The organism is Winogradskyella sp. PC D3.3 (assembly GCF_054366245.1).
On sequence record NZ_CM135962.1, the window covers coordinates 1,083,576 to 1,108,134 of the forward strand.

General features: G+C 33.9%; 20 protein-coding genes. 10 read left to right on the top strand and 10 right to left on the bottom strand.

The window, feature by feature from the left end; genetic code table 11:
* Positions 1-86 precede the first annotated feature (86 nt).
* The 8 genes from ACXGSQ_RS04710 (at position 87) to ACXGSQ_RS04745 (ending at position 10,819) form a co-directional block, all read left to right on the top strand.
* Positions 87-1,247, top strand: a complete 1,161-nt coding sequence (locus ACXGSQ_RS04710; RefSeq protein ID WP_458628474.1) for a homogentisate 1,2-dioxygenase — start codon at positions 87-89, stop codon at positions 1,245-1,247.
* 115 nt (positions 1,248-1,362) lie between these two features.
* On the top strand, positions 1,363-1,851 hold the full coding sequence (locus ACXGSQ_RS04715) for a CCC motif membrane protein (RefSeq protein ID WP_458628475.1): 489 nt from the start codon (positions 1,363-1,365) through the stop codon (positions 1,849-1,851).
* Between the two features lie 12 nt (positions 1,852-1,863).
* Positions 1,864-3,024: a 4-hydroxyphenylpyruvate dioxygenase gene (gene hppD, locus ACXGSQ_RS04720; RefSeq protein WP_458628476.1), complete on the top strand. Its 1,161-nt coding sequence runs from the start codon at positions 1,864-1,866 to the stop codon at positions 3,022-3,024.
* A 282-nt stretch (positions 3,025-3,306) separates the two neighbouring features.
* Positions 3,307-4,095, top strand: coding sequence for a DUF3108 domain-containing protein (locus ACXGSQ_RS04725; RefSeq protein WP_458628477.1), 789 nt, complete (start codon positions 3,307-3,309; stop codon positions 4,093-4,095).
* Between the two features lie 13 nt (positions 4,096-4,108).
* Entirely contained in the window at positions 4,109-5,041 is a 933-nt protein-coding gene (locus tag ACXGSQ_RS04730) for a tryptophan 2,3-dioxygenase family protein (protein WP_458628478.1), read from the top strand.
* Positions 5,042-5,053: 12 nt separating this feature from the next.
* A complete protein-coding gene (locus ACXGSQ_RS04735; RefSeq protein WP_458628479.1) occupies positions 5,054-6,361 on the top strand; it encodes a peptidoglycan DD-metalloendopeptidase family protein in 1,308 nt (435 codons plus the stop codon).
* Between the two features lie 8 nt (positions 6,362-6,369).
* On the top strand, positions 6,370-8,016 hold the full coding sequence (gene pgi, locus ACXGSQ_RS04740) for a glucose-6-phosphate isomerase (RefSeq protein ID WP_458628480.1): 1,647 nt from the start codon (positions 6,370-6,372) through the stop codon (positions 8,014-8,016).
* Between the two features lie 160 nt (positions 8,017-8,176).
* Entirely contained in the window at positions 8,177-10,819 is a 2,643-nt protein-coding gene (locus ACXGSQ_RS04745; RefSeq protein ID WP_458628481.1) for a TonB-dependent receptor, read from the top strand.
* Positions 10,820-11,126: 307 nt separating this feature from the next.
* On the opposite strand, the gene gldD is transcribed toward ACXGSQ_RS04745, so the two are convergent.
* From gldD to mutY, 4 genes are all read right to left on the bottom strand, one after another.
* Positions 11,127-11,705 (bottom strand): gliding motility lipoprotein GldD, encoded by a 579-nt coding sequence (gldD, locus tag ACXGSQ_RS04750; protein WP_458628482.1) that lies wholly within the window; start codon positions 11,703-11,705, stop codon positions 11,127-11,129.
* Entirely contained in the window at positions 11,702-13,021 is a 1,320-nt protein-coding gene (locus ACXGSQ_RS04755; protein WP_458628483.1) for a gliding motility-associated protein GldE, read from the bottom strand. Before ACXGSQ_RS04755 ends, gldD begins: the two co-directional genes overlap by 4 nt.
* 20 nt (positions 13,022-13,041) lie before the next feature.
* The gene (locus tag ACXGSQ_RS04760) at positions 13,042-13,488 is read right to left on the bottom strand and encodes a single-stranded DNA-binding protein (protein WP_458628484.1); all 447 of its coding nucleotides are present in this window, start codon (positions 13,486-13,488) and stop codon (positions 13,042-13,044) included.
* A gap of 88 nt (positions 13,489-13,576) precedes the next feature.
* Positions 13,577-14,617 carry an A/G-specific adenine glycosylase gene (gene mutY / locus ACXGSQ_RS04765; RefSeq protein WP_458628485.1) on the bottom strand — a complete coding sequence of 347 codons (1,041 nt, stop codon included), beginning with the start codon at positions 14,615-14,617 and terminating at the stop codon, positions 13,577-13,579.
* Between the two features lie 134 nt (positions 14,618-14,751).
* Here mutY and ACXGSQ_RS04770 point away from each other — a divergent pair, with 134 nt between their 5' ends.
* Complete coding sequence (locus ACXGSQ_RS04770; RefSeq protein ID WP_008270198.1) at positions 14,752-15,042, top strand: HU family DNA-binding protein; 291 nt, start codon at positions 14,752-14,754, stop codon at positions 15,040-15,042.
* 306 nt (positions 15,043-15,348) lie between these two features.
* Entirely contained in the window at positions 15,349-16,893 is a 1,545-nt protein-coding gene (locus ACXGSQ_RS04775; protein ID WP_458628486.1) for an Rne/Rng family ribonuclease, read from the top strand.
* Positions 16,894-17,277: 384 nt separating this feature from the next.
* Here ACXGSQ_RS04775 and ACXGSQ_RS04780 read toward each other — a convergent pair whose 3' ends face one another.
* The 6 genes from ACXGSQ_RS04780 to ACXGSQ_RS04805 form a co-directional block, all read right to left on the bottom strand.
* On the bottom strand, positions 17,278-17,985 hold the full coding sequence (locus tag ACXGSQ_RS04780; protein WP_458628487.1) for a Bax inhibitor-1/YccA family protein: 708 nt from the start codon (positions 17,983-17,985) through the stop codon (positions 17,278-17,280).
* A 110-nt stretch (positions 17,986-18,095) separates the two neighbouring features.
* Positions 18,096-18,791, bottom strand: coding sequence for a zinc metallopeptidase (locus ACXGSQ_RS04785; protein WP_458628488.1), 696 nt, complete (start codon positions 18,789-18,791; stop codon positions 18,096-18,098).
* Positions 18,792-18,905: 114 nt separating this feature from the next.
* Positions 18,906-20,006 (bottom strand): alanine dehydrogenase, encoded by a 1,101-nt coding sequence (gene ald, locus ACXGSQ_RS04790; RefSeq protein ID WP_458628489.1) that lies wholly within the window; start codon positions 20,004-20,006, stop codon positions 18,906-18,908.
* Positions 20,007-20,257: 251 nt separating this feature from the next.
* The gene (locus ACXGSQ_RS04795; protein WP_458628490.1) at positions 20,258-20,686 is read right to left on the bottom strand and encodes a hypothetical protein; all 429 of its coding nucleotides are present in this window, start codon (positions 20,684-20,686) and stop codon (positions 20,258-20,260) included.
* Positions 20,687-20,814: 128 nt separating this feature from the next.
* The gene (leuS, locus tag ACXGSQ_RS04800; protein WP_458628491.1) at positions 20,815-23,667 is read right to left on the bottom strand and encodes a leucine--tRNA ligase; all 2,853 of its coding nucleotides are present in this window, start codon (positions 23,665-23,667) and stop codon (positions 20,815-20,817) included.
* A 139-nt stretch (positions 23,668-23,806) separates the two neighbouring features.
* Positions 23,807-24,364, bottom strand: a complete 558-nt coding sequence (locus ACXGSQ_RS04805) for a porin family protein (protein WP_458628492.1) — start codon at positions 24,362-24,364, stop codon at positions 23,807-23,809.
* Positions 24,365-24,559 lie beyond the last annotated feature (195 nt).

Sequence of the window (24,559 nt, forward strand, 5' to 3'; positions counted from 1 at the left end):
AATTTTGTACCTTTAAAGTTGTAAATAAAGTGTCGCCTTGAGCGCAATCGAAAGGTCTTTGTAATATTTAAAACCATTAAAAAAACATGCCATTCTATCATAAATTAGGAAAAATTCCACCAAAACGCCACACGCAGTTTAAAAAACCAAATGGCGATTTTTATTACGAGCAACTGTTTGGTACTATTGGTTTCGACGGTATGTCCACTAATAGCTATCACGAGCAACGCCCAACACAGGTTAAGAGCATAAATAAGCAATACAGTGTTGCGCCCAAGATTGCTAAAGAAAACAATATGCAATCGTATCGTTTTAGAGGATTTCAAGTAAAACCAGAAAACGATTATTTAGACAGTCGTAAAATTGTACTGACCAATAGCGATTGTAATATCATCTTAGCGGCACCAAAGCAATCAACAAAAGATTATTTTTATAAAAATACAGATGCCGATGAATTAATTTTCATCCACAAAGGCACAGGGAAATTAAGAACACACCTTGGGAATTTAGATTTTAAATACGGCGATTATCTCTTAGTGCCAAGAGGTGTGATTTATAAACTCGATTTTGATACGGAAGACAATCGCTTATTTATCGTAGAATCTCGCAGACCAATCTATACGCCAAAACGCTACCGAAATTATTTCGGACAGTTATTAGAACATTCCCCGTTTTGTGAGCGCGATTTAAGGCAACCACAAGAATTAGAAACCTATAATGAGTCTGGTGATTTTCTAATTAAAATAAAAAAACAAGACGATATTTTTGAAATGGTCTATGCTTCACACCCTTTTGATGTGGTAGGTTACGATGGCTATAATTATCCGTACGCGTTTTCAATTCACGACTTTGAGCCCATTACAGGTAGAGTGCATCAACCGCCACCAGTACATCAAACCTTCGAGACTGATGCCTTTGTAATTTGTAGTTTTGTGCCGCGTTTGTACGATTATCATCCGCTCGCTGTTCCTGCACCATACAATCACAGTAACATTGATAGTGATGAGGTGTTGTATTACGTAGATGGTGATTTTATGAGCCGAAATGATATTGCAGCAGGTCATATGTCGTTGCATCCAGCAGGTATTCCTCATGGTCCACATCCAGGCGCAATGGAACGTAGTATTGGTAAAGTGAAAACAGACGAATTGGCGGTAATGGTAGATACCTTTAAGCCTTTAAAAGTAACCGAAGACGCTTTAAAAATTGCTGACGAAGATTATTTTAAATCTTGGTTAGATCACTAAATTGACTAAAATTAAATAGAAGTTTAACAAAGGCTCCATGCTCAGCAAAATGAGTCCCTATTTAAAGTAAAACCAATTGTGGTTCATACAGAGAGGTAAGGTTGAGAATTAAAAAATGAATCAAAATAAATTACCTGCCGATCCGCTATCGCTAATTTTAGGAATATTAGCCTTAGTTATTGGTATTGCAGGCTGTTGTTGTTATGGTGTTACTGCTATTGTTCCATTGGCTATGGCAATTATTGGCTTGGTCTCTGCAAATAAGAGTTTACGTGAATTTGGAGAGAATCCAGAGGCTTATAATCCGCAATCACAAAGTAATGTCAATACGGCTAAGATTATAAATATTATAGCCATTGTGCTTAATGGGCTTGTGTTTTTGGTTGCCCTTGGAGTGTTAGCGTTCTATGGTACATTGCTTTCAACTGCGGTTTTTGATGGCTTAGAAAATGGAAATTTTGAAGATGATTATTATTATGATACAGAAATAGAGTCTGATACTTTGGATTCTTGGGACGATGATACTTATATTATTGAAGAGGAACTAGATTCTACATTAGACGAGGTGTTAGAAGAAACAATTATAGAAAGAGATAGTTTTTAAAAATAAAATATTATGGCAAAAAAAGTAGAAAACGTAAACTACGGTTTAGAAAAAATATTTGAAGGAGCTCAAGATTTCTTGCCCCTTTTAGGAACGGATTATGTGGAGTTCTATGTGGGCAATGCAAAGCAAGCGGCTCACTTTTATAAAACAGCATTTGGATTTCAATCCTATGCGTATAAAGGTTTAGAAACGGGATCAAAAGATTCGGTAAGTTATGTGTTAAAGCAAGATAAAATCCGTTTAGTACTTACAACTCCTTTAAATAGTAAATCTGAAATTAATAAGCATATCGTTCAACATGGAGATGGTGTAAAAGTAGTGGCGCTTTGGGTAGATGATGCTCGTAAATCTTACGAAGAAACAACCAAACGTGGTGCTAAATCTTATATGGAACCAACCGTTGAAACAGATGAATTTGGTGAAGTGGTTAGAGCCGGAATTTACACCTATGGTGAAACCGTACATATGTTTGTAGAGCGTAAAAACTACAAAGGAACCTTTATGCCAGGTTTTGTAGAATGGAAAAGTGATTACAATCCAGAACCAACAGGTTTAAAATATATCGACCACATGGTAGGTAATGTCGGTTGGGGAGAAATGAACACTTGGGTAAAATGGTACGAAGACGTGATGGGCTTTGTTAACTTTTTATCATTTGATGATAAGCAAATCCACACCGAATATTCTGCTTTAATGAGTAAAGTAATGAGTAATGGTAATGGGAGAATTAAGTTTCCAATTAACGAACCTGCAAAAGCTGCTAAAAGATCGCAAATTGAAGAATATTTAGATTTTTATGAAGGTGCAGGTGTGCAGCATATTGCGGTTGCAACCGATGATATTATTACTACAGTATCACAACTGAAATCTAGAGGTGTTGAATTTTTATCCACACCACCAGAAGCATATTACAGAGCTGTACCAGGACGATTAGAAGAGCATAGTCATGCGCTTAGAGAAGATATTGAAACCTTAAAAAGTTTAGGTATTATGATTGATGCCGATGAAGAAGGCTATTTACTTCAAATATTTACAAAACCAGTAGAAGACCGACCAACCTTGTTTTTTGAAATCATTCAACGCATGGGAGCTCGTGGTTTTGGAGCCGGAAACTTTAAAGCTTTGTTTGAGTCTATAGAACGAGAGCAAGAGAAGAGAGGAACTCTTTAATATAAAAAGCGCGTTTAGATGGCTGCCAATAAACGCGCTAATATTAAATACACTGCGAGTTTTTAAGATGTGTAAGTCATAAATTCTACTTGTATTTTTGTTTGGAGTGATGTTAAAATCACTTGAATGGATATATTTAAATCTAACTAATTTATGGGTTCGAATCTAGGATGTTTTAAAAGGGTATTTTAAAGATTTTATAGATTTGGAATAGTAATTGTATTTAAGATAAATGTAACGTAAAAAATGCGTTACATTATTTATATTTACAAACTATAAGTTATGAAACATTTATTTACCATTATATTATTCTTTGTAGGATTTCAAGCTTCAAATGTAACGAAAGAACCAGCCTTTCAAGAAGGTGAATGGTTTAAGTTTGAAATGAGTTACAGTGGCTTTTTAAAGGCAGGAAATGCGACGCTATCTGTTAATGAAACTAAATTACAAGGAAAACCAGTATATCATGTTGTTGGTAAGGGTTGGACCACAGGTGCTATTAAATGGTTTTTTAAAGTTAAAGATCGTTACGAAAGCTATTTCGATAAAGAAACAGGTGCTCCATACAAATTCATTAGAAAAATTGATGAAGGCGGTCATACAAAAGACATAGAAATTAACTTTGATCACGATAATAGGATTGCAGAGGTTAAAAACAAAAAACATAAGAAAATTTCAACCATAAAGACTGAGAAAGATGTTCAGGATATGGTGTCGATGTACTATTATTTAAGAAATAACATTGATGTTGAATCTCTAAAACAAGGAGATGAAATAAAAACCAACATGTTTTTTGATGAAGAAAACTATGGTTTTAAACTTAAGTACTTAGGAAGAGAAACAATAAAAGTAGACATTAACGGTACAGATGTTAAAGTAAAAACCATAAAATTTAGACCATACGTTATGGCAGGTCGTGTATTTAAAGAAGAAGAAAGCTTAACACTTTGGGTAAGTGCCGATAAAAATAAAATCCCTTTAAAAATTAAAGCAGATTTAGCTGTAGGTTCTTTACGTGCAGATCTTGTGGAGTTTAAAGGATTAAAACACTCCTTTAAGATAGAATTCTAAGATTAACCAATATATGTCAGACCAACCAAATTACGACGAAATTATAAAAGCACTTCAAGAGAAGTATGAAAAAATAGATCAAGACACAGACGATCATCTGTACGGTTTACTCTACAGTAAGCCTATCACATATTGGGATTATATTCAAACAGATGCTTTATTAAATTTACAAATACAGCGTACTACCCTTCCCGATGAGATGGTGTTTATTGCCTATCATCAAATTAATGAGTTGATTTTTAAAATGATTCTTTGGGAGATCTCTCAAGTGGCAGAAAAGCAAGATTTAGATGTTGCGTTTTTTGAAAGTAAACTGATGCGTATTAGTCGTTATTTTGATATGTTGTCAACCTCCTTCAATATTATGAGAGAAGGTATGGATGTTGAACAGTATATGAAATTTAGATATACGCTTACTCCAGCAAGTGGTTTTCAAAGTGCGCAATATCGACTGATTGAGTTCTCATCTACCGAATTAATTAACCTTATCGATTATAGATTCCGAAAAGATATTGATAGAGATACGCCTTATACACACGCTTTTGAACATTTATATTGGCAAGCCGCAGGAAAAGACTATAAAACAGGAAAAAAATCCACACTTTTAGTTAATTTTGAAAAACGTTACAAAGATGAGTTTTTAAGGTTTATGGAAACCTACAATACTACAAATCTTTGGACGCGTTTTAAAGAGTTACCCGAAAACGATCAGAAAAACGAAGAGCTTATAAAAGCAATGCGTCATTATGATTATACGGTCAACGTAAGTTGGGTAATGGCACATTACAACGCCGCTAAACATTATATTGATAGTGGTATAGGAGATGGTGAAGCGACTGGAGGAAGTGATTGGAAAAAATATATGCATCCAAAATATCAAAGACGTATTTTCTTTCCAGAATTGTGGAGTGCCGAAGAATTAGAAAACTGGGGAAATAATTTATAATTAGCTTGATTAATGCAGTTAAAACGATTAATAACAATTGCTGTAATTGCAGTAAGTATATATGCTTGTAAAGAAGATAATTCGGCAGAAATAGCCTACGAAAAAGAACAAGCAGAAATTGTTGAAGAAGAAAAAATTCTAGAATTTGGTTTCGACCTCAATAATTACATTGTAAAACGAGATACCATTCAAAAAGGCGATAGTTTTGGCGAAATTCTGCAACGAAATAATATAGGATATCCAGATATTTTTCAAATTGCTGAAAAAACTAAAGACACGTTTGATATCAGAAAACTTCATCCAGGTAAACCGTATACATTACTGTTTTCAAAGGAATCAGAAAACGATAGTCTACCAAGCCCAGAAACGTTTATATATCAACCTGATCAGGTAGAGTATGTTGTGGTAAATTTAAAAGATTCTATTCATGCCTATACAAGTAGAAAACCGATAACCTATGTCGAAAAAACAGCAACTGGAATTATAGAAAGTAGTATTTCAAAAACCTTAGAAGATAAAGGATTGAGTCAGCGATTAGCTTATAAAATGGCTGATGATATATATGCGTGGACTATAGACTTTAGAAGACTTCAAAAAGGAGATCGCTTTAAGGTTATTTATACCGATAAATATATTGATGATAGCATATACGCAGGAGTGCAGGATGTAAAAGCAGCGTATTTTGAACATAATGGAGATTCGTTATATGCTTTTCGGTTTCAAACAGATTCAATCAAAGGTATTGTTGATTATTTTAATGAAGATGCTAAAAATTTACGTCGTGCCTTCTTAAAAGCACCTGTGCAGTTTAGTAGGATTTCTTCACGATACAATCTTAATAGACGAATTGCTTATTACGGCAATAAAGTACGACCACACAAGGGGACGGATTTTGCGGCACCAATTGGTACACCAATTATGGCAACTGCAAACGGAACGGTTGTAGAATCTACTAGACGTGGTGGTAATGGAAAATTTGTAAAAATTAGACATAACGCGACTTACAGTACACAGTATTTGCATATGAAAGCTCAAAATGTAAAAAAAGGTGAGTTTGTAAAACAAGGCGATATTATAGGTTGGGTAGGAATGACGGGGAATACCGGAGGGCCACATGTATGTTATCGTTTTTGGAAAAATGGAAAACAAGTAGATCCTTTTAAGCAAAAACTACCAGAAGCAGAACCTATTTCCGATAGCATAAAGGTTAAATATTTAGACTATATAAAACCAATTAAACAACGGTTAGACAATATTTTCTTTTTAGAAGCAGAACCAAAAGAAAAAGAAAATACAATAACTGAAGATCCAATTTTATAATTAAAATTATGGCATTAAAAGCAACCAACCCAACCACAACAAAAGCTTGGGCGAAATTACAAGCGCATTTCGAAACCATCAAATCAGCACACTTAAAGGATTTATTTGGTTCTGATGCTGAGCGTGCTAATGATTTAACGGTAAAATGGGATGACTTTTATGCAGATTTTTCTAAAAATAGAATTACAACAGAAACCTTAGATTTATTATTTGAATTAGCAAATGAGCAAGACTTAAAAGATGCTATTGCAAAGTATTTTGAAGGTGATATAATTAACGCCACTGAAGGAAGAGCTGTTTTACATACAGCGTTAAGAGCACCTAAAGATGCAGCGGTTTTTGTAGATGGAGAAAATGTAATCCCCGAAATTCACGAAGTTAAAAAGAAAATTGAAAAGTTTACTAATGCTGTAGTTAATGGTGATCATAAAGGACATACAGGTAAAGCTATTACCGATGTTGTAAATATTGGTATTGGCGGCTCAGATCTTGGTCCTGCAATGGTTGTAGATTCGCTTCAGTATTATAAAAACCAACTAACGACGCATTTTGTAAGTAATGTAGATGGTGATCACTATCAAGAAGTGATTAAAAACTTAAATCCAGAAACAACCTTATTCGTTATTGTTTCTAAAACATTTACAACGCAAGAAACCTTGTCCAATGCTAATTCAATTAGAGCATGGTTTTTAGAATCTCAACCAAAAGAAGCGGTTTCTAAACATTTTGTAGCAGTCTCAACTAATATTGAAAGTGTAAAAAACTTTGGGATAGATGAAGCGAATATCTTTCCTATGAAAGATTGGGTTGGTGGTCGTTTTTCTCTGTGGAGTGCTGTCGGATTGTCTATAAGTTTAGCCTTAGGTTACAAACATTTTGAGAGTCTATTAGATGGAGCGCATCAAATGGATGTGCATTTTAGAACTGCAGATTTTAAAGAAAATATTCCAGTGATTTCAGCATTATTAACCGTTTGGTATAATAACTTTTTTAATGCAGAAAGCGAAGCAATTATTCCTTATACACAATATTTAAACCAGTTTGCAACCTACCTTCAGCAAGGTATTATGGAAAGTAATGGGAAAAGTGTAGATAGAAATGGCGATAAAGTTAACTACCAAACCGGAACGTTAATTTGGGGAGAACCTGGAACCAATTCACAACATGCCTTTTTTCAACTAATACATCAAGGAACAAAATTGATTCCAACAGATTTTATTGGCTATGTTGAGTCTTTATATGGTAACAAAGACCATCACAATAAATTAATGTCTAACTACTTCGCGCAAACAGAGGCATTAATGAATGGTAAAACAGAAGCAGAAGTTTTATCAGAATTAAAAGCGCAATCCCTTTCAGAAGATGAGATATCTCAACTTTTACCTTTCAAGGTGTTTGAAGGTAATAAACCTACAACATCACTTCTAATTCAAAAATTAACACCAGAAAGTTTAGGAAAACTTATAGCAATGTACGAGCACAAAATATTTGTTCAAGGTATTATTTGGAACATTTATAGCTATGATCAATTTGGTGTAGAGTTAGGAAAACAATTAGCAAAGACTATTTTAAGTGAAATTAAAAAAGAGGGTCCAAATGCTACCCATGATGCATCTACACAAAATTTATTGGCTTTTTATAAGAAGAACTGTTAAAAATTGTTAAAAAGTTTTAATAATTTTAGCTATGCATGCATAAAAAATAACAATTCTATATTTATCTTCGTATAGCTCAATTGTTAACATTAAGTTAATGTTTTAGCTGTTGTATTGCGTAATTTTGCGCTGATAAAAAACCAATTAACTTAAATTTTATATGAAAAAATTTAGTCTTTTTTTATGTATTGTTGTTTTGACAGGCTTAACAACAATTGCATACGCTCAAAGCTCTATTAAAGGTAAAGTAATAGATGCTGAAACAAATTCACCGCTTCCAGGTGCGAATATCCTTGAAAGAGGAACTTCAAACGGAGTTGATACAGATTTCGATGGTAATTTTGTATTATCAGTTAATTCTAACTCTGGTGAAATAGCAATCTCTTATGTCGGATTTCGAACTAAAATAGTTAAGTTTAGTGGAAGTGTAGATTTAGGTACTATAGCTTTAAACCCTGACAATACTTTAGATGAAGTTGTTGTTGTTGGTACAGGAGTTATTGATTTAGCTAATAGTAGAGAAACACCTGTCGCTGTTTCTACTATTAGAGGTAGAGATATTCAATTAAAATCTTCTGGTAATGTTGAATTTGGTGAAGCTATGAAAAACACACCTTCTGTTTATGTTTCAAACCAAGCAGGTGGATTTGGTGATAGTCAAATTTTCTTAAGAGGTTTTGATCAAACTAATACCGCTTATTTATTAAACGGTCAGCCAATTAATGGTATGGAAGATGGTAGAATGTACTGGTCTAACTGGTCTGGTATGTCAGATGTAGCTAACGTAGTACAGGTTCAAAGAGGTTTAGGGTCTTCTAAATTAGCGATTTCTTCTGTTGGTGGTACAGTAAACATTGTTTCTAAAACTACTGACAAAGAAAAAGGAGGATTTGTAAGGTTTTTAGGAGGTAACGATAGTTATGTTAAAAGTACTGTTAGTTATGATTCTGGTATAAATGAAAAAGGATGGGCTTTTTCTGTATTATTAGATCACTGGCAAGCACATAGAAAATACTCAATTGGTACAGCTGGTCAAGGACAAAATTATATGTTCTCAGTAGGTTATAAGCCAAACGAAACACACACGTTTAACTTCTTATTGACTGGTGCACCTCAATGGCACGACCAAAATTTCTCTCAAGATCTTGAGTTTTATCAAGAATACGGTGAAAAAGCAAACAGTAATTCAGGTTTTTATGAAGGTGAGCGTTTTACAGAACGTCGTAACTTTTACCACAAGCCAGTGGCTAACTTAAACTGGGATTTTGATATCAATGATAAATTAGATTTATCTACAGTATTATATGCATCATGGGGACGTGGTGGTGGAACAGGTAATGTTGGTAACGGTAGAGTTAGAGTTGGTGGAGATGGTTTAAATGCCCAAGAAATTGACTTTGATCAAATCGAAGAAAACAACATTGCTAGTGCAACAACTATTAACGGAGGTCAATATGGTACTTATGGAGATTCTTATTTAAGACGTTCTTCAATGAATAGTCATAACTGGTATGGTTTACTTTCTAACTTACAGTACGATGCTAACGAAAACTGGTCAATGAATTTTGGTGTTGATGCTAGAACTTATAACGGTATTCACTTTAGACAATTAGAAAATACATTAGGTTTAGATGGTTATAACGATAACTTTAGAACAGATCGTCCTAGTGATTATGTAATTACAGAAACTTTTGATGCTGATCCATGGTCTGCTTTATTTAATTCTGCTGATAATGATCAAAGATATGATTACAACTATGAAGAAGTAATTCAGTATTTAGGTGCTTTTGGTCAAGCAGAGTATTCTAATGATAACTTCTCTGCATTTGTTCAAGGTGCGGTTTCTACACAATCTTACCAAAGAGAAGGATTTTTTATAGGACGAGGAAATGGTTTAGGTAAATCAGATAAAGTAAGTAAGGAAGGTTATAATCTTAAAGGTGGTGCTGCATATAAAATTAATACAGAGCACTCTGTTTTTGCTAATGCAGGTTTTTACTCACGTCAGCCTTTCTTAGATAATATTTTTACAGATATTAGATATGATAATGCACTTGCTGAGCCAGATGTAGATAATGAGGAAATTACAGGTTTTGAAGCGGGTTACCGTTTTAAAAATAGAACATTAAGAGTTAATATTGATGTTTATAGTACAGAATGGGGTAATAGATTTTTGTCCATAAACGGTCCCGTTCAGCCTGGTGCAGATGGTGATGTTGGAACTTCTGATGATGAGTTTAGTACTTATAGATTAACAGATGTTACTCAAAGACACAATGGTGTTGAGTTTGATATGGAATACCGTCCGTATGGTGGGTCTTGGTCGTTTAGAACATTTGGTTCTGTTGGAAATTGGAAGTATGATGGTAAAACACCATATACATTACAAAATGATGATACAGGTGATTTTATCACAACTGATGGTAACGTAGATTTAACAAATGTTAAAATTGGTAATGCACCTCAGACATCTTTTGGTTTTGGTTTTAGAGCTGATGTAGCAAAAGGGCTTTCGGTAGATATGGATTACAATATTTACTCTGGTTTATATGAGTTTGTTGATCCTGCGGATGTAGCTGATGCTGCTTTATCTAATGAGGTTTATGAATCTGTAAAATTACCAGCTTATACTTTAGCAGATGCAGGTATAACTTATAAGTTTTCTTTTGGTGATAACCCATTAACATTTAGAGCTAACGTCTATAATTTGTTTAATGAATCTTATATTAACCAAAAAGATGCTTATGGTTACTATTTAGGTATTGGAAGAACTTTCAATGCGAGTTTACGTTATAACTTCTAAAGTTTATAAATCATAAACTATAATAAAAAAGACAGCCAAATGGCTGTCTTTTTTATTATACTATTTTCATACTCATAAAATAGTAGTTTGTTAAATACGATTAAGCACAAATCTAAGTTATTTGGCAATGCACTATTTAAATGTAAAACAAACAAGCTTTAGTTGTTCCTGTTTACGGCTGGTAGATAGCGATAAATGTAGTTGGTTTTTAAAATACACTAAAACATTAAGCTAATCTTTGATTCATGCTTAGAGGGTTTATTCTGAAGATTTGATTAATAATGTTAATTTGAAATGGATTAAAATTTTAATCTTTCCATTCAACACTCTCCATAATACGCGTTATATCTTTCTTTAAATATTCTGAAGCTGGATATATAGAATCATAATTTGGTTTCGCATAGAAGTAAAGCGAACCACTTAAAAAGTGATGTAGACTATCTGTAACGTAAAATTGCGATTGCGATGCTGCGTTTCCTCCAATTTCATATAACATACCATAGACATTTGCTTCTTTGTTTTCAAATAACTTATGAGAAATTTCATCAGCTTTTATAGCGTGTTTTTGTGTAAGGTTTTGGGCGTCTCTCAATAAACTATCAATATTTCCATTTTCAACGTCTTTGTAAGTAAGGTAAATGGTGGCTTTTAAAGTTGGATATTTAATATTAACTCCATTCATATTATTCATATTACCATATGATTTTACGGTTTTAATAGGCTCTGCAAGTTTGTTTTTTTCAAAGGAAAAAGGCAAAGGCACAATAGCTTTTTCATATACAGCAGTTGGATATTCTAATCGTAAATACCCTTTTGGCTTAGGTAATGTATCGTCTCCACAACCTAGCATCAATACGCTTAATATGGGTAAAACTATTCGTTTCATATGGTTTTGTCTAATAACGTGAGTTTAATTTGCTTAATACGCTTTCGTTCTAAAGCTTCTATAGTAAAAACGTAATTTTTGAAATTTATTTTACTTCCTATTCTCGGAAATCCTCCAGAAATCTCTAAAACAAATCCAGCGAGTGTTTCTGCTTCGCCTTTTCTAGATTCAAAATATTCGGCATCTTCTTCAATTCCAACAATTTTATATACATCTTTTAAAGGTGTCTTCCCTTCAAAGCTATAATTGTTATTATTTAATTTGGTGTAAATTAAATCGTCATCATCATACTCGTCACTAATATCTCCTACAATCTCTTCAATAATATCTTCAAGAGAAACCAAACCAGACGTACCACCATATTCATCTACAACAACTGCAAGGTGTACTTTCTTGGTTTGAAACTCTACCATTAAATCGTCTAATTTCTTGTTTTCGGGTACAAAGAAAGGTTCACGTAAAATGGTGGTCCAATCAAAAGTTTTCTTATTTAAATGAGGCAGTAAATCCTTCACGTAAAGCACTCCTTTTATGGTGTCTATATTTTCTTCATACACAGGAATACGCGAGTAACCGTTATGAATAATTTCTTTTATAATGGTTTCATATGGTGTGTTAATGCTTAAAGCAAACAAGTCCATTCGTGGTCGCATTACCTGCTTGGTATCTGTGTTACCAAAAGACACAATACCTTTTAATAGTTTTTGTTCTTCTTTTGTAGTGTCTTCGTCATTGGTTAATTCTAAGGCTTGAGATAGCTGGTCTACACTCAGATTAGAACGTTGCTTTCCAAACTTATTCTGAATTTGAATCGTTATATAGCGCATAGGTAAACTTAGCGGAGAGAAGACAATGTCTAAAACGCGTAAAGGTCTAGCCATAAACGAAGAAAACTTAACACTATTTCTACTGGCGTAAATTTTAGGAATAATTTCACCAAATAATAATATTAAGAAGGTTGCCGAAACGACTTCTATTAAAAAACGAAACAGTTCGTTCGAAATGTTTTTGTAAATGGTTTCGCCTATAAATGAGAACAATAAAACCACCGCAATATTTATAAAGTTATTGGCAACTAATATAGTGGCTAATAGTTTTTTAGGACGTTCTAAAAGTGAAGCAATAATCTGCATAGCAGGAGATTTATTTTCTAAACCTTCATCTAAATCTGTTTTGGTTAGTGAAAATAAAGCCACTTCAGCTCCAGAAATTAAAGCTGAACACATCAATAAAACAATTAGTAAGACAATACTTGTTATAATGGAAGTATTTGATATTAATAAAGAAGAAATTAAAACCGTGGGTTCTGGGTCCAAGATAAAATTATATTAAATGGTTAAAAAGGTAAATCATCATTCTCTTCTGTTTCTACGTTAGTAGGTACAGATGGTTGTGATTGAGAATTCGTATTTGGTGTATTTGGCTTTTTTGACTGCTGTTGGTCTGTTTTAGGTGTTAAAAATTTGAAGTCATCGCATTGAATTTCAGTAGAGTAACGCTCCATGCCTTTGTCATCTGTCCATTTTCTAGTTTTTATTCTACCTTCAATATATACTTTATCCCCTTTTGTAAGGTACTTTTCACAAATTTCAGCGGCTTTATTTCTTACTACAATATTGTGCCATTCTGTATTGGTGACACGTTCATTCGTTTGCTTACTTACATAAGTCTCGCTAGTGGCTAACGGAAAACGACCAACACAATTTTTATCATCAAAATAATGCATCTTCACGTCGTCACCTAAGTTCCCAATTAGCATTACTTTATTTAATGTTCCAGACATAATAATTAATTTTTAATAAGTTGTAAAGTTACTCAATTGCGTAATCACTACTTTAAAAGTAATAAAAAAATGTGATTTCTTTAAGGTTCTAAAAACTGAAATTGTTTATAAAGTCACTTATAAGCACCGGAGACGGGTATTTTGTGAGTGATTTAATGAAAATGGCTTCTTTTGGAAGTGATTCTACCTCAATAATCCAGAACTTAGTGTACAGATGCTGATGTGATAATTTGTGCACAATGTCAATATCATTGTATAGTGAGTAATCTAATGGCTCTATTGTTAATAGGGTGTCTTCAAAATTTAATAGATGAAACTCTTCTGAAGTAAGGCTCTTTTTAGATTCGATAAGGGGAAATTGATAGAGGTGCTGCCAAATTCCTTTTGTAGTGCGTTTTTCAAAAAGCGTTTTTTTATGTTGATCCATAACAACTAAAAAATTAAAGTATTTAACAGTGACTTTTGTTTTCTTTAATTTCACAGGAAGTTCATCGACACGTTGATTTTGGAGTGCGACACAACTATCTTTTAACGGACAAATAGAGCAATCTGGATTTTTAGGTTTGCATTGCATAGCGCCAAACTCCATAATAGCCTGGTTATAGGTTGCTGGTTGGTTAGGGTCTATTAATGTCGAAGCAAGAGTTTTAAACTCTTTTATCCCTAGCGTTGAATTTATTGGAGTTTCAATTCCGAAATAACGCGATAGTACACGGTATACATTACCATCAACTACTGCTGCAACTTCGTTAAATGCAATAGAGGCAATAGCACTTGCGGTATAATCGCCAACACCTTTTAATTGTAATAAATCTTTATAATTGTCTGGAAATTTACCATCCAATTTGTTGACAATATATTTTGCTGTGGCATGAAGATTTCGCGCTCTAGAATAATAGCCTAAGCCTTGCCATAATTTTAAAATTGACGTTTCTGACGCTTGTGCAAGATCAAAAATGGTGGGATATTGGGTAACAAATGCGTCATAATAAGGTAATCCTTGCTTAACTTGCGTCTGTTGTAAAATTATTTCTGATAGCCAAATGTAATAAGGATTGCTGGTTTCTCGCCAAGGTAATTTCCTCTTTTTGTCTGAGTACCAGTTAATTAATTTGAGATTGAAATCCATTTAGTTTTTTTAATGAAAAGCAAAATTAAATGTTTATTGTGTTAAATTTTAATTAATTACGTTTGAACTATTGGAATTAAATTACCTATATTTGCATCCCTTAGAATTTATAGTAACCCTAAAACTAGTAAAAAATGACAAAAGCTGATTTAGTAGCGAAAATATCTGATAAGTTAGGTATAGAAAAAGGTGATGTACAAGCAACAGTTGAAACCTTTATGGAAGAAGTAAAAACATCTTTAGAGAGCGGAGATAACGTATATTTAAGAGGTTTTGGAAGTTTCATTATTAAAACAAGAGCTGAAAAAACAGGTCGTAATATTTCAAAAAATACTACAATAAAAATTCCAGCACACAACATTCCTGCATTTAAGCCTGCTAAAGTATTTTTAGAAGGAGTTAAATCTAATGTTGAGGTTAACTAAGAAAGCATTTAAACAAAATATTAATTTAAAAAGCATTATTTATTATGCCAAGTGGTAAAAAAAGAAAAAGACACAAGGTAGCGACGCACAAGCGTAAGAAACGTAGACGCGCTAATCGTCACAAGAAAAAATAAATTGTTAAAAGTAGTTTTATAACTACTTTTTTCAGTTTTAAAGAAACGTTCTTTGATATAGAATCATTGGTATTTAATAGAGTACCTATGATTTGTTGGATATTACATCCTGTGTCAAATAATTTAGTAAAATCCATCTAACTCAATGAAGAGCTAGATATAAATTAACATTATGAACAAGGAATTAATCGTAAGATCGAGTTCAGATATTGTTGATTTTGCCTTATTAAAAGATGGAAAACTTATTGAATTACACAAAGACGAAGAGGATAACAACTTTGCGGTAGGTGATATTTTTATTGCCAAAATCCGTAAAGTTATTCCTGGTCTAAATGCTGCGTTTGTAAACGTAGGCTACGAGAAAGATGGTTTTTTACACTATCATGATCTAGGACCGCAAATGCCTTCACTTTTAAAATTCATTAAGCGTGTAAGCACAGGGAAATTAAGGGATTACACCCTTAAAGACTTTCCTATGGAAAAAGATTTAGATAAAAATGGCAGCATTGCGAATGCTATAAAATCAAATCAATCCATATTAGTACAAGTAGTAAAAGAACCAATCTCTACAAAGGGACCACGCATTAGCTCAGAATTGTCTATTGCCGGAAGATACATTGTCTTGGTACCGTTTTCTAATCGTATTTCAATTTCACAAAAAATTGAATCGCAAGAAGAGAAAGACCGTCTAAAAAGACTCGTAAAAAGTATTACACCTAAAGGGTTTGGCGTTATTATTCGTACCGTAGCAGAAGGCAAAAAAGTTGCCGAGCTCGATAGTGATTTACAGAATTTGCTGGATCGATGGACAGCAATGTGTAAAAAATTGTACAAATCTCATCACCCAACCAAAGTCTTGGGAGAAATGAACAAAGCATCCTCAATTTTGAGAGATATTTTTAATGATTCATTCTCAGCTATTGTTGTCGATGATGAAGAAATGTATGTACAAGTAAAAGATTACGTGCAACAAATTGCACCAAATAAAGAATCTATAGTGAAGTACTACAAAAATGGTGTTCCAATTTTTGAAAAATTTGGCATAGAACGTCAGATTAAAACATCATTTGGTAGAACGGTCTCTATGGCTAAAGGCGCTTACTTGGTAATAGAACATACTGAAGCACTACATGTTGTAGATGTTAACAGTGGTAACCGATCTAATAAAGAGAAGAACCAAGAAGACACGGCCTTAGAAGTCAACATGATCTCTGCTCAAGAAATTGCCAGACAATTGCGTTTGCGTGATATGGGAGGCATTATCGTTATCGATTTTATTGATATGGGTAAAGCAGAGAACAGAAAAAAGCTTTATAATTATCTTAGAGATGAGATGAAAGATGATAAAGCAAAGCACAAAATATTGCCGCCGAGTAAGTTTGGATTAGTGCAAATTACCAGACAACGCGTTAGGCCAGAACGCAATATTAAAACGAAAGAAGAAAATCCGAATTTAGTAGGAGGGGATGAAATCGAAGCGCCAATTAAAGTGGTGGAACGTATTAATCAAGACTTACAACGTATTTTCAAAAAAGACCATAAAAAGGTGATTCTCAATACACACCCTTTTATTGCAGCCTTTTTAACCAAAGGGTTTCCATCAGTGCGTTCAAAGTGGTTTCTTGAACATAAAAAATGGGTAAAAGTTTTACCTAGAGATGCTTACACTTATCTTGAATACCATTTTTATGATAAAGATGGTAACAAAATCATATAATATCTATTAGAAAAGCCCAACTGAAAATTTTCAGTTGGGCTTTTTGTTTTAAAGGGAATTTGTATTTATTTGTAGCGTCTTTTTGTATTCCAAATAATGGCACTTGAATTACCAAATTTTAAAGTTTTCGTTCCTACTTTACTTTCTACTACTATTCTGTTACTTGTTTTCATAATCTTTATATTTAATATTCTTGGGCTTTTTAAAGCGGGTGCAAATTTACGGCACTTATAAGCTTTAGAAAACAACAGATTTAATAAGATTATATACTAAATTACCTTTATTTTGTTTTTTTTAACAAAAATCAGGATAAAATAAAATAGCTAATAAAAAAAGCCCAACAAAATATTTTAGGTGGGCTTTGGTTTTATAGGTAATTTTAGATTAATCTCTAGACATAAAAATTCTAAGGATATACCAAAATAACAACATTAGTGACGCAAATAAGCCCAATGCCGCAGGAATGTAATCTTCTACACCATAGGTCTTCACTAAATTAGACGTTTGGTATAAGATAGATCCTCCAGCTAATAAACACATACCTACAGAAAACCATAACCCCAAGTCAAAACCAAATAAGGTTCCGGCAATTATAAGCCCAATGGCGATAAAAAATCCAATGGTTAATCCCGTTTTTAAAAATGAAAAATCAGTTTTTGTCATTAATACTGCAGCAGATAAGCCTGTAAATAGGGCTAAGGTTACTATAGAAGCTTGGTAAAGTACATCTGAACCCGAAGGCCCCATTAATTCTGTAACTATATAGAGCATAGGTACAAAGATTAAGGCTTCAAAAAAGATGTAAATACCATATGCTATGTACTGTGTGTTTTTATCTGAAGTTTTCATGGCCATGCCTTCAGCATAATTTGTAGCAAACATAAAACCTCCAAGTAACAGTAGCCATTTATAACCTTGTGTCATAGAGAGCATAAAATTCACAATAGTTTCACTTTGCAGTAAAAGGTATTCAAACAAAATAAAGACAAGAACTCCTCCTGCTACATGTGAATATGTTTTTTTGTAAAAAGCAACACGATCAACTTCTGAAAGGCTACTGACCATAATTTTTTCTGGGAATTGATTTTCCATTTTAGATTTAAGGATTGGTTAGTTTAACTAATGTATGTATTTTTGGTTATAATTCAAATAAAAAGCTCTGATTACTCAGAGCTTTAGTTGTAATTATATGTTTTAAGTTGTTAATCTCTACCTCCAAACACCTGAAGTGCCCAGTAGAGTAAGGACGCTAAAGCTCCAATTGCAGCAACTAAATATGTTCTGGCTGCCCATTTAAGCGCATCTTCAGAACCAGCGTATTCTTCTGGTGTTAGCATATTTTTAGTCTTTAACCATGCTAAAGCTCTATTACTTGCATCGTATTCTACGGGCAACGTAATAAAACTAAATAAGGTGGCAAAGCCCATAAAAACTAAACCAGCTACAGCTACCCAAAAGCCTATACCAATTCCTGCGGCAGCTCCTAAAATTAAGCCACCAATGACTAACCATTGCGACATACCAGAGGTTACACTTACAATTGGGACTAATGCAGAACGCATACCTAAAGCACTATAAGCTTGGGCATGTTGTACCGCGTGTCCACATTCGTGAGCAGCAACCGCAGCCGCAGCCGCATTTCTTTGATTATAAACCGACTCACTTAAGTTAACGGTTTTGTTTTTTGGATTATAATGATCTGTTAACTGACCTGGTGTAGAAATTACTTCTACATCATATATGCCATTGTCGGCTAACATTTTTTCTGCAATCTCTCTTCCAGATAAACCATTTCGCAATTGTACTTTAGAATACTTAGCGAATTTACGTTTTAGTTGATTACTCACTAACCAGCTTACTAAAGCAATAGCGCCAATTAATATGTAATATCCCATCATTCCACTCATACTTTGAAATTTTTAATTCATGTAAATTTATTAAATGAGTAGCAAATAGTGAGCCAAATTTGAGTTAAGAAAATTTGTCAGGATTAAAAATGATAGTAATTAATCTCAAATAGCATCAACATTCCAATTAAAAGCTTCAGCGATTTCTTCATAAACGATTTTACCTTTAACAATATTGAGCCCTTTGGCTAAGGTTTCATCATTCTCACAGGCTGTTTCCCATCCCTGATTTGCTAATCGCAAGACATAAGGTAAGGTAACATTGGTTAAGGCCAAAGTAGAAGTATATGGAGCTGCTCCTGGCATATTAGCCACACAATAATGTACTACATCGTCAATTATAAACGTCGGATCTTCGTGTGTTGTTGCTTTAGTTGTTTCTATACAACCACCTTGATCTACGGCGACGTCAACTAAAACAGTGCCTGGTCGCATATCTTTTAGCATATCTCTAGTAATTAACTTAGGAGCTTTTGCTCCTCGGACTAAGACTCCACCAATAATTAAATCGTGATCTTTAATGCGCTTTCTAATATTATATTCGCTAGAAAATTCAGTCACCACATGGCTAGGCATAACGTCGTTAACGTAACGTAGTTGCTTCATGTTAATATCCATAATAGTGACATGAGCACCTAAACCAGCAGCCATTTTTGCGGCTTGAATTCCAACAATACCTGCTCCTAAAACTAATACACGCCCTGGAGGCACACCAGGCACTCCTCCTAATAATACCCCACGACCTTTAATTGGTTTTTCTAAATATTTTGCCCCTTGCTGAATAGCCATTCTACCCGCTACTTCAGACATTGGTGTTAGTAATGGTAGCGAGCCGTCTTTATCTTCAACGGTTTCGTATGCAATACAAACCGCTTCACTTTTTAACATGGCTTTGGTTAAGGTCTCGCTTGACGCAAAATGAAAATAAGTAAATACCACATGATGCGATTGTATTAGAGGGTACTCTTCAGCAATAGGTTCTTTTACTTTTACAATCATGTCACTAGAGGTGTAAACGTCTGTGATCGTTTCTAGTATTATGGCTCCAGCGTTTATATAATCTAAATCTGAAAATCCACTGCCAAAACCAGCATCTTTTTGAACATAAACCGTGTGTTTGTGTTTGGTTAATTCAAAAACTCCAGCTGGTGTCATACCAACTCTGTTTTCATTGTTTTTAATTTCCTTTGGAACTCCGATTTTCATTTTTTAATGATTTATAAGATTAAAAGCTTTTGAAAATTACTATTAATAAATCTGATGTTCCAAATCTGAATGTCAATTTGAAATCACTTTTACGGAATTACTATTTTGAAGCTTTTAATTTATAAACTTCTGAAAATAGGTTTGATTTTGAGGGTGATATGATATTGAGATAATACGAGAAAGTTTTGGTGAAGTGGAGTTATGATTATTGATACTATAGACAAAATTATAATAGGAGTCAAGCTGACGCATTAGTAGTCGTACAGTGTTAAAGACACTTTAGAAACGGTCTCATCACTAAACTCAATATATAGATGTTCTACTTGGTCGCTGTTAAATTGTGGCGCTAAGCCAAGCTCATATAACATGATGTCTTTTGTCATAGTGAAACTTGGTTGGCCTAAGTATTTTATAACATCAGGTTTCGATTTGTTTAATAAAACGCGAGAGTCAATAAGATCATCTACAATTTTATGGCGAGTCATAGGTCTTGTCTTCCATTGCTCTGCTGTAAAGTGTTCTTCAAAAAAGAAATGTAAAGAGGTGCTAATTATAAATGCGGAAAAGAGTATTAAGCCAATTTGATTTACCTGATTATTACGAAAGTCAAAATAATCTTTGAGCGATTTGTGCTTCTTTTTAGGTGATGGCTTTTCTGAAGATGGTTTATCCAATAACATAAATATGTTTTTCTACAATTAGAGTAATTTAGTTATAATATGTTCTTGAACATATATTTAGAGTAAAATAAATAACCCTTTCGATTTAAGAAAATCAAAAGGGTTAGAATATGTATGTGTTTTAAATATTACCCAACAATATTTACAATCTTACCAGGCACCACAATCACTTTTTTAGGTGTTCTGCCATCTAATTGTGCTATGGTTTTTTCGTGAGCCATAACGGTTTTTTCAATATCACCTTTGCTCATATCCATTGGTAGTTCTAACGTAAAACGCATTTTACCATTAAATGATATTGGATATTTTTTGCTACTTTCTACTAAATGACTCGCCTCAAATTCTGGGAATGCTGCAGTAGAAACAGATGTGCTGTTTCCTAATTGACTCCATAGTTCTTCAGCAATATGTGGCGCATAAGGCGAAATTAAAACCAATAATGGTTCTAAAATGGTTTTGCTTGTACATTTCTGAGCACTTAGTTCATTAACGGCAATCATAAAGGTAGATACTGAGGTATTGAAAGAGAAATTCTCAATATCTTCTTGGACTTTCTTTATGGTTTTATGTAATGTTTTTAAGTTGTCTTTTGTTGGTTCTGCGTCATTGACTTTTAAGCCATTATCATCTACATACAATTTCCATAATTTTTTAAGGAAATTATGAACCCCTGTAATCCCAGCAGTATTCCAAGGTTTGTATTGCTCTAATGGTCCTAAGAACATTTCGTAAAGTCTTAGACTGTCTGCTCCGTAATCTTCTACAATTTGGTCTGGATTAACCACGTTGTATTTTGATTTGGACATTTTTTCGACTTCTCTACCAACTTTATAAACGTTATTTTCAAGTATAAATTCAGCATCTTTAAAATCTTCACCAAATTCTCCATCAGTTTTTAGTCCTTCAATGTCTAATTCGTCGGAAGCGTTGACGTATTGCACTTTGACGTGAATTGGAAGTACATTTTTACCTTCAATAAGTCCGTGAGAATAATAAGTATTAGAATCTTCTTCTCGATAAACAAAAGCACTAGTCCCAAGTATCATCCCTTGGTTAATCAGCTTTTTAAAAGGCTCTTCCACATTCACAAACCCTCTATCTTTTAATAATTTTACCCAGAAACGAGAATAGAGTAGGTGACCTGTAGCATGTTCGCTACCACCAATATATAAATCTACATTTTCCCAATATTTAAGCGCGTCTTCACTTGCAAATACACCATCTCTATTGGCTGCATCTTCCATATAACGGAAGAAATACCAAGAACTCCCTGCCCAACCTGGCATAGTATTAAGTTCTAGAGGATGAATGGTTGTATTATTAATTTTATCATTAGAAACTACAGTATTACTTTCGGTATCCCAAGCCCAAACGTCTGCACGTCCTAAAGGTGGTTCGCCTTCTTCGGTTGGTAAGTATTTTTCAACTTCAGGCAGTAAAATAGGTAAATGTGCTTTGTCTATCATTTGAGGCATCCCGTTAACATAATAGACAGGGAATGGTTCTCCCCAATAACGCTGACGAGAAAAAACCGCATCACGCAAACGGTAATTGGTTTTACCTTCGCCTTGGCCTAATTTTTCTAACTCAAAAATAACGCGTTTAGAGGCTTTTTTATAGTTCATGCCATTTAGGAAATCGCTATTGGCAATTTTCACATGGTCTTTAGAGGCGTAAGCTTCTTCAGAAATATCGGCACCTTCAAAGATATTTGGAATAGGAATATCAAAATGCTTTGCAAAATCGTAATCGCGTTGATCACCACAAGGCACCGCCATTACAGCGCCAGTTCCGTAGCTTGCTAGTACGTAATCTCCAATCCAAATTGGAATTGGCTCTTTAGAAAACGGATGCTCAGCATAAGCTCCTGTAAAGACTCCAGAAATGGTTTTTACATCGGCCATACGATCGCGTTCGCTACGTTTTGCTGTTTTTTCTATATAGGCTTCAACCGCTTCTTTTTGTGCTTCGGTTGTAATTTTAGTCACTAATTCGTGTTCTGGCGCTAAGGTCATAAAAGACACTCCAAAAATAGTATCTGGTCTTGTGGTGAAGACGTCTATTTTGTGAGACGTCTCGACTGCGCTCGACGAGATAGCAGGAATGACATTGAATGTTACAGAAGCTCCAACCGATTTTCCAATCCAGTTTTTTTGAATGTCTTTAAGAGCATCGGTCCAATCAATCGTATCTAGTCCTTGTAGTAAACGTTCTGCATAAGCTGAAATACGCATACTCCATTGGGTCATTTTTTTTCTGACCACAGCATGACCACCACGTTCTGAAACGCCATTAACGATTTCATCGTTAGCTAAAACGGTTCCTAGTTCTGGACACCAGTTCACTTCGGTTTCTGCTAAATAGGTTAATCTGTATTTTAAAAGGATTTCTTGCTGTTGCTCTGAGGAATAATTATTCCAGTCTTCCGCAGTGAAAGTAGCAATATCATCATCACAAGCGGCATTTACCGTTACATTTCCTTCTGCAGCAAATTTTTCAACTAAAGTATTAATATGCTCGGCTTTATTGGAATCGTTATTATACCAAGACTCAAATAATTGAATAAAAATCCACTGGGTCCATTTGTAATATTCCGGATTAGAGGTACGTACTTCACGACTCCAATCGAAAGAAAACCCAATTTGGTCTAACTGACGACGATACGTTTTTATATTCGCTTCTGTAGTTACTGCAGGATGCTGACCAGTTTGAATGGCATACTGTTCTGCAGGTAAACCAAAACTATCATAGCCTTGCGGATGTAAAACATTAAAACCTTTATGACGTTTGTAACGCGCATAGATATCACTAGCAATATAACCTAAGGGGTGACCAACGTGTAAACCTGCTCCAGAGGGATAAGGAAACATATCCAAAACGTAATATTTTGGTTTATCGCTGCTGTTTGAGGCTTTAAATGTTTCGTTTTTTGCCCAGTAGTCTTGCCACTTTTTCTCTATGTCGTTGAAATTGTATGTCATTGTATTGTTTTCCTTGTAATAATGGCGCAAATTTAATAATAACCATCTAAACTGCCTATTTTAAAATCAATAGGTATTATAAAAGAAAACGCACCTTACTAAAGTGTAAGATGCGTTTTAAAATTTAAGGCTTAATAGCTTAGAATTTATAGCCTAAAGCGACTTGAAAGACACTATTCTTAATGTCTGGATTTTCGGCAACCGTTGAAATACCAAAATTATAACGCGCTTGGACAAACATATTAGAGTTAAGGTTATATCCCAAGCCTACATTAGCTCCAACATCAATACTAGAAGCATCTGTATCTTCATCAGGAAGGTCGCTATCAATATATTCGCCTTTATCGTTTACTAGAAATGAAAATTGTGGACCAGCTTCTAAGCTAAAATCTTTTGCTAAATAGTATTTTGCCATAATTGGAATGGCTAAATAATCGACTTTTACTTTAATGACATCTTGTACTTCTGATCCTTGTCTTGAGTATAAAAGTTCGGGTTGAAGCGAAAATTTTTCACTCAATGGGATTTCAGAAATAAGACCAACATGAAATCCGATGAGGCTATTTCTATCTGCATCTCCTCCTGTAAAATTAGAGATGTTAAGTCCTGCTTTGGCACCAAATTGGATGTCTTGCGCATTTGTTTTTTGCATTAATCCTAAAGTTGCAAGTACTACAATAATGTAAAATTTTTTCATAATAATTGATTTTAAAGATAAATTGATAAGTTTAGGGTTATGCAATTATTATGCCAACGGAAAATAGAAATCCTTAATCTTCTAAACGCTAAGTTATTTGGGACTTTTTTGTAGCAATTACAACACTATAAAAAGTTAGCCGTTGTAATAGTTAACATAAGCAAATAGTTTTATATTTTTACATCATAAATTCGG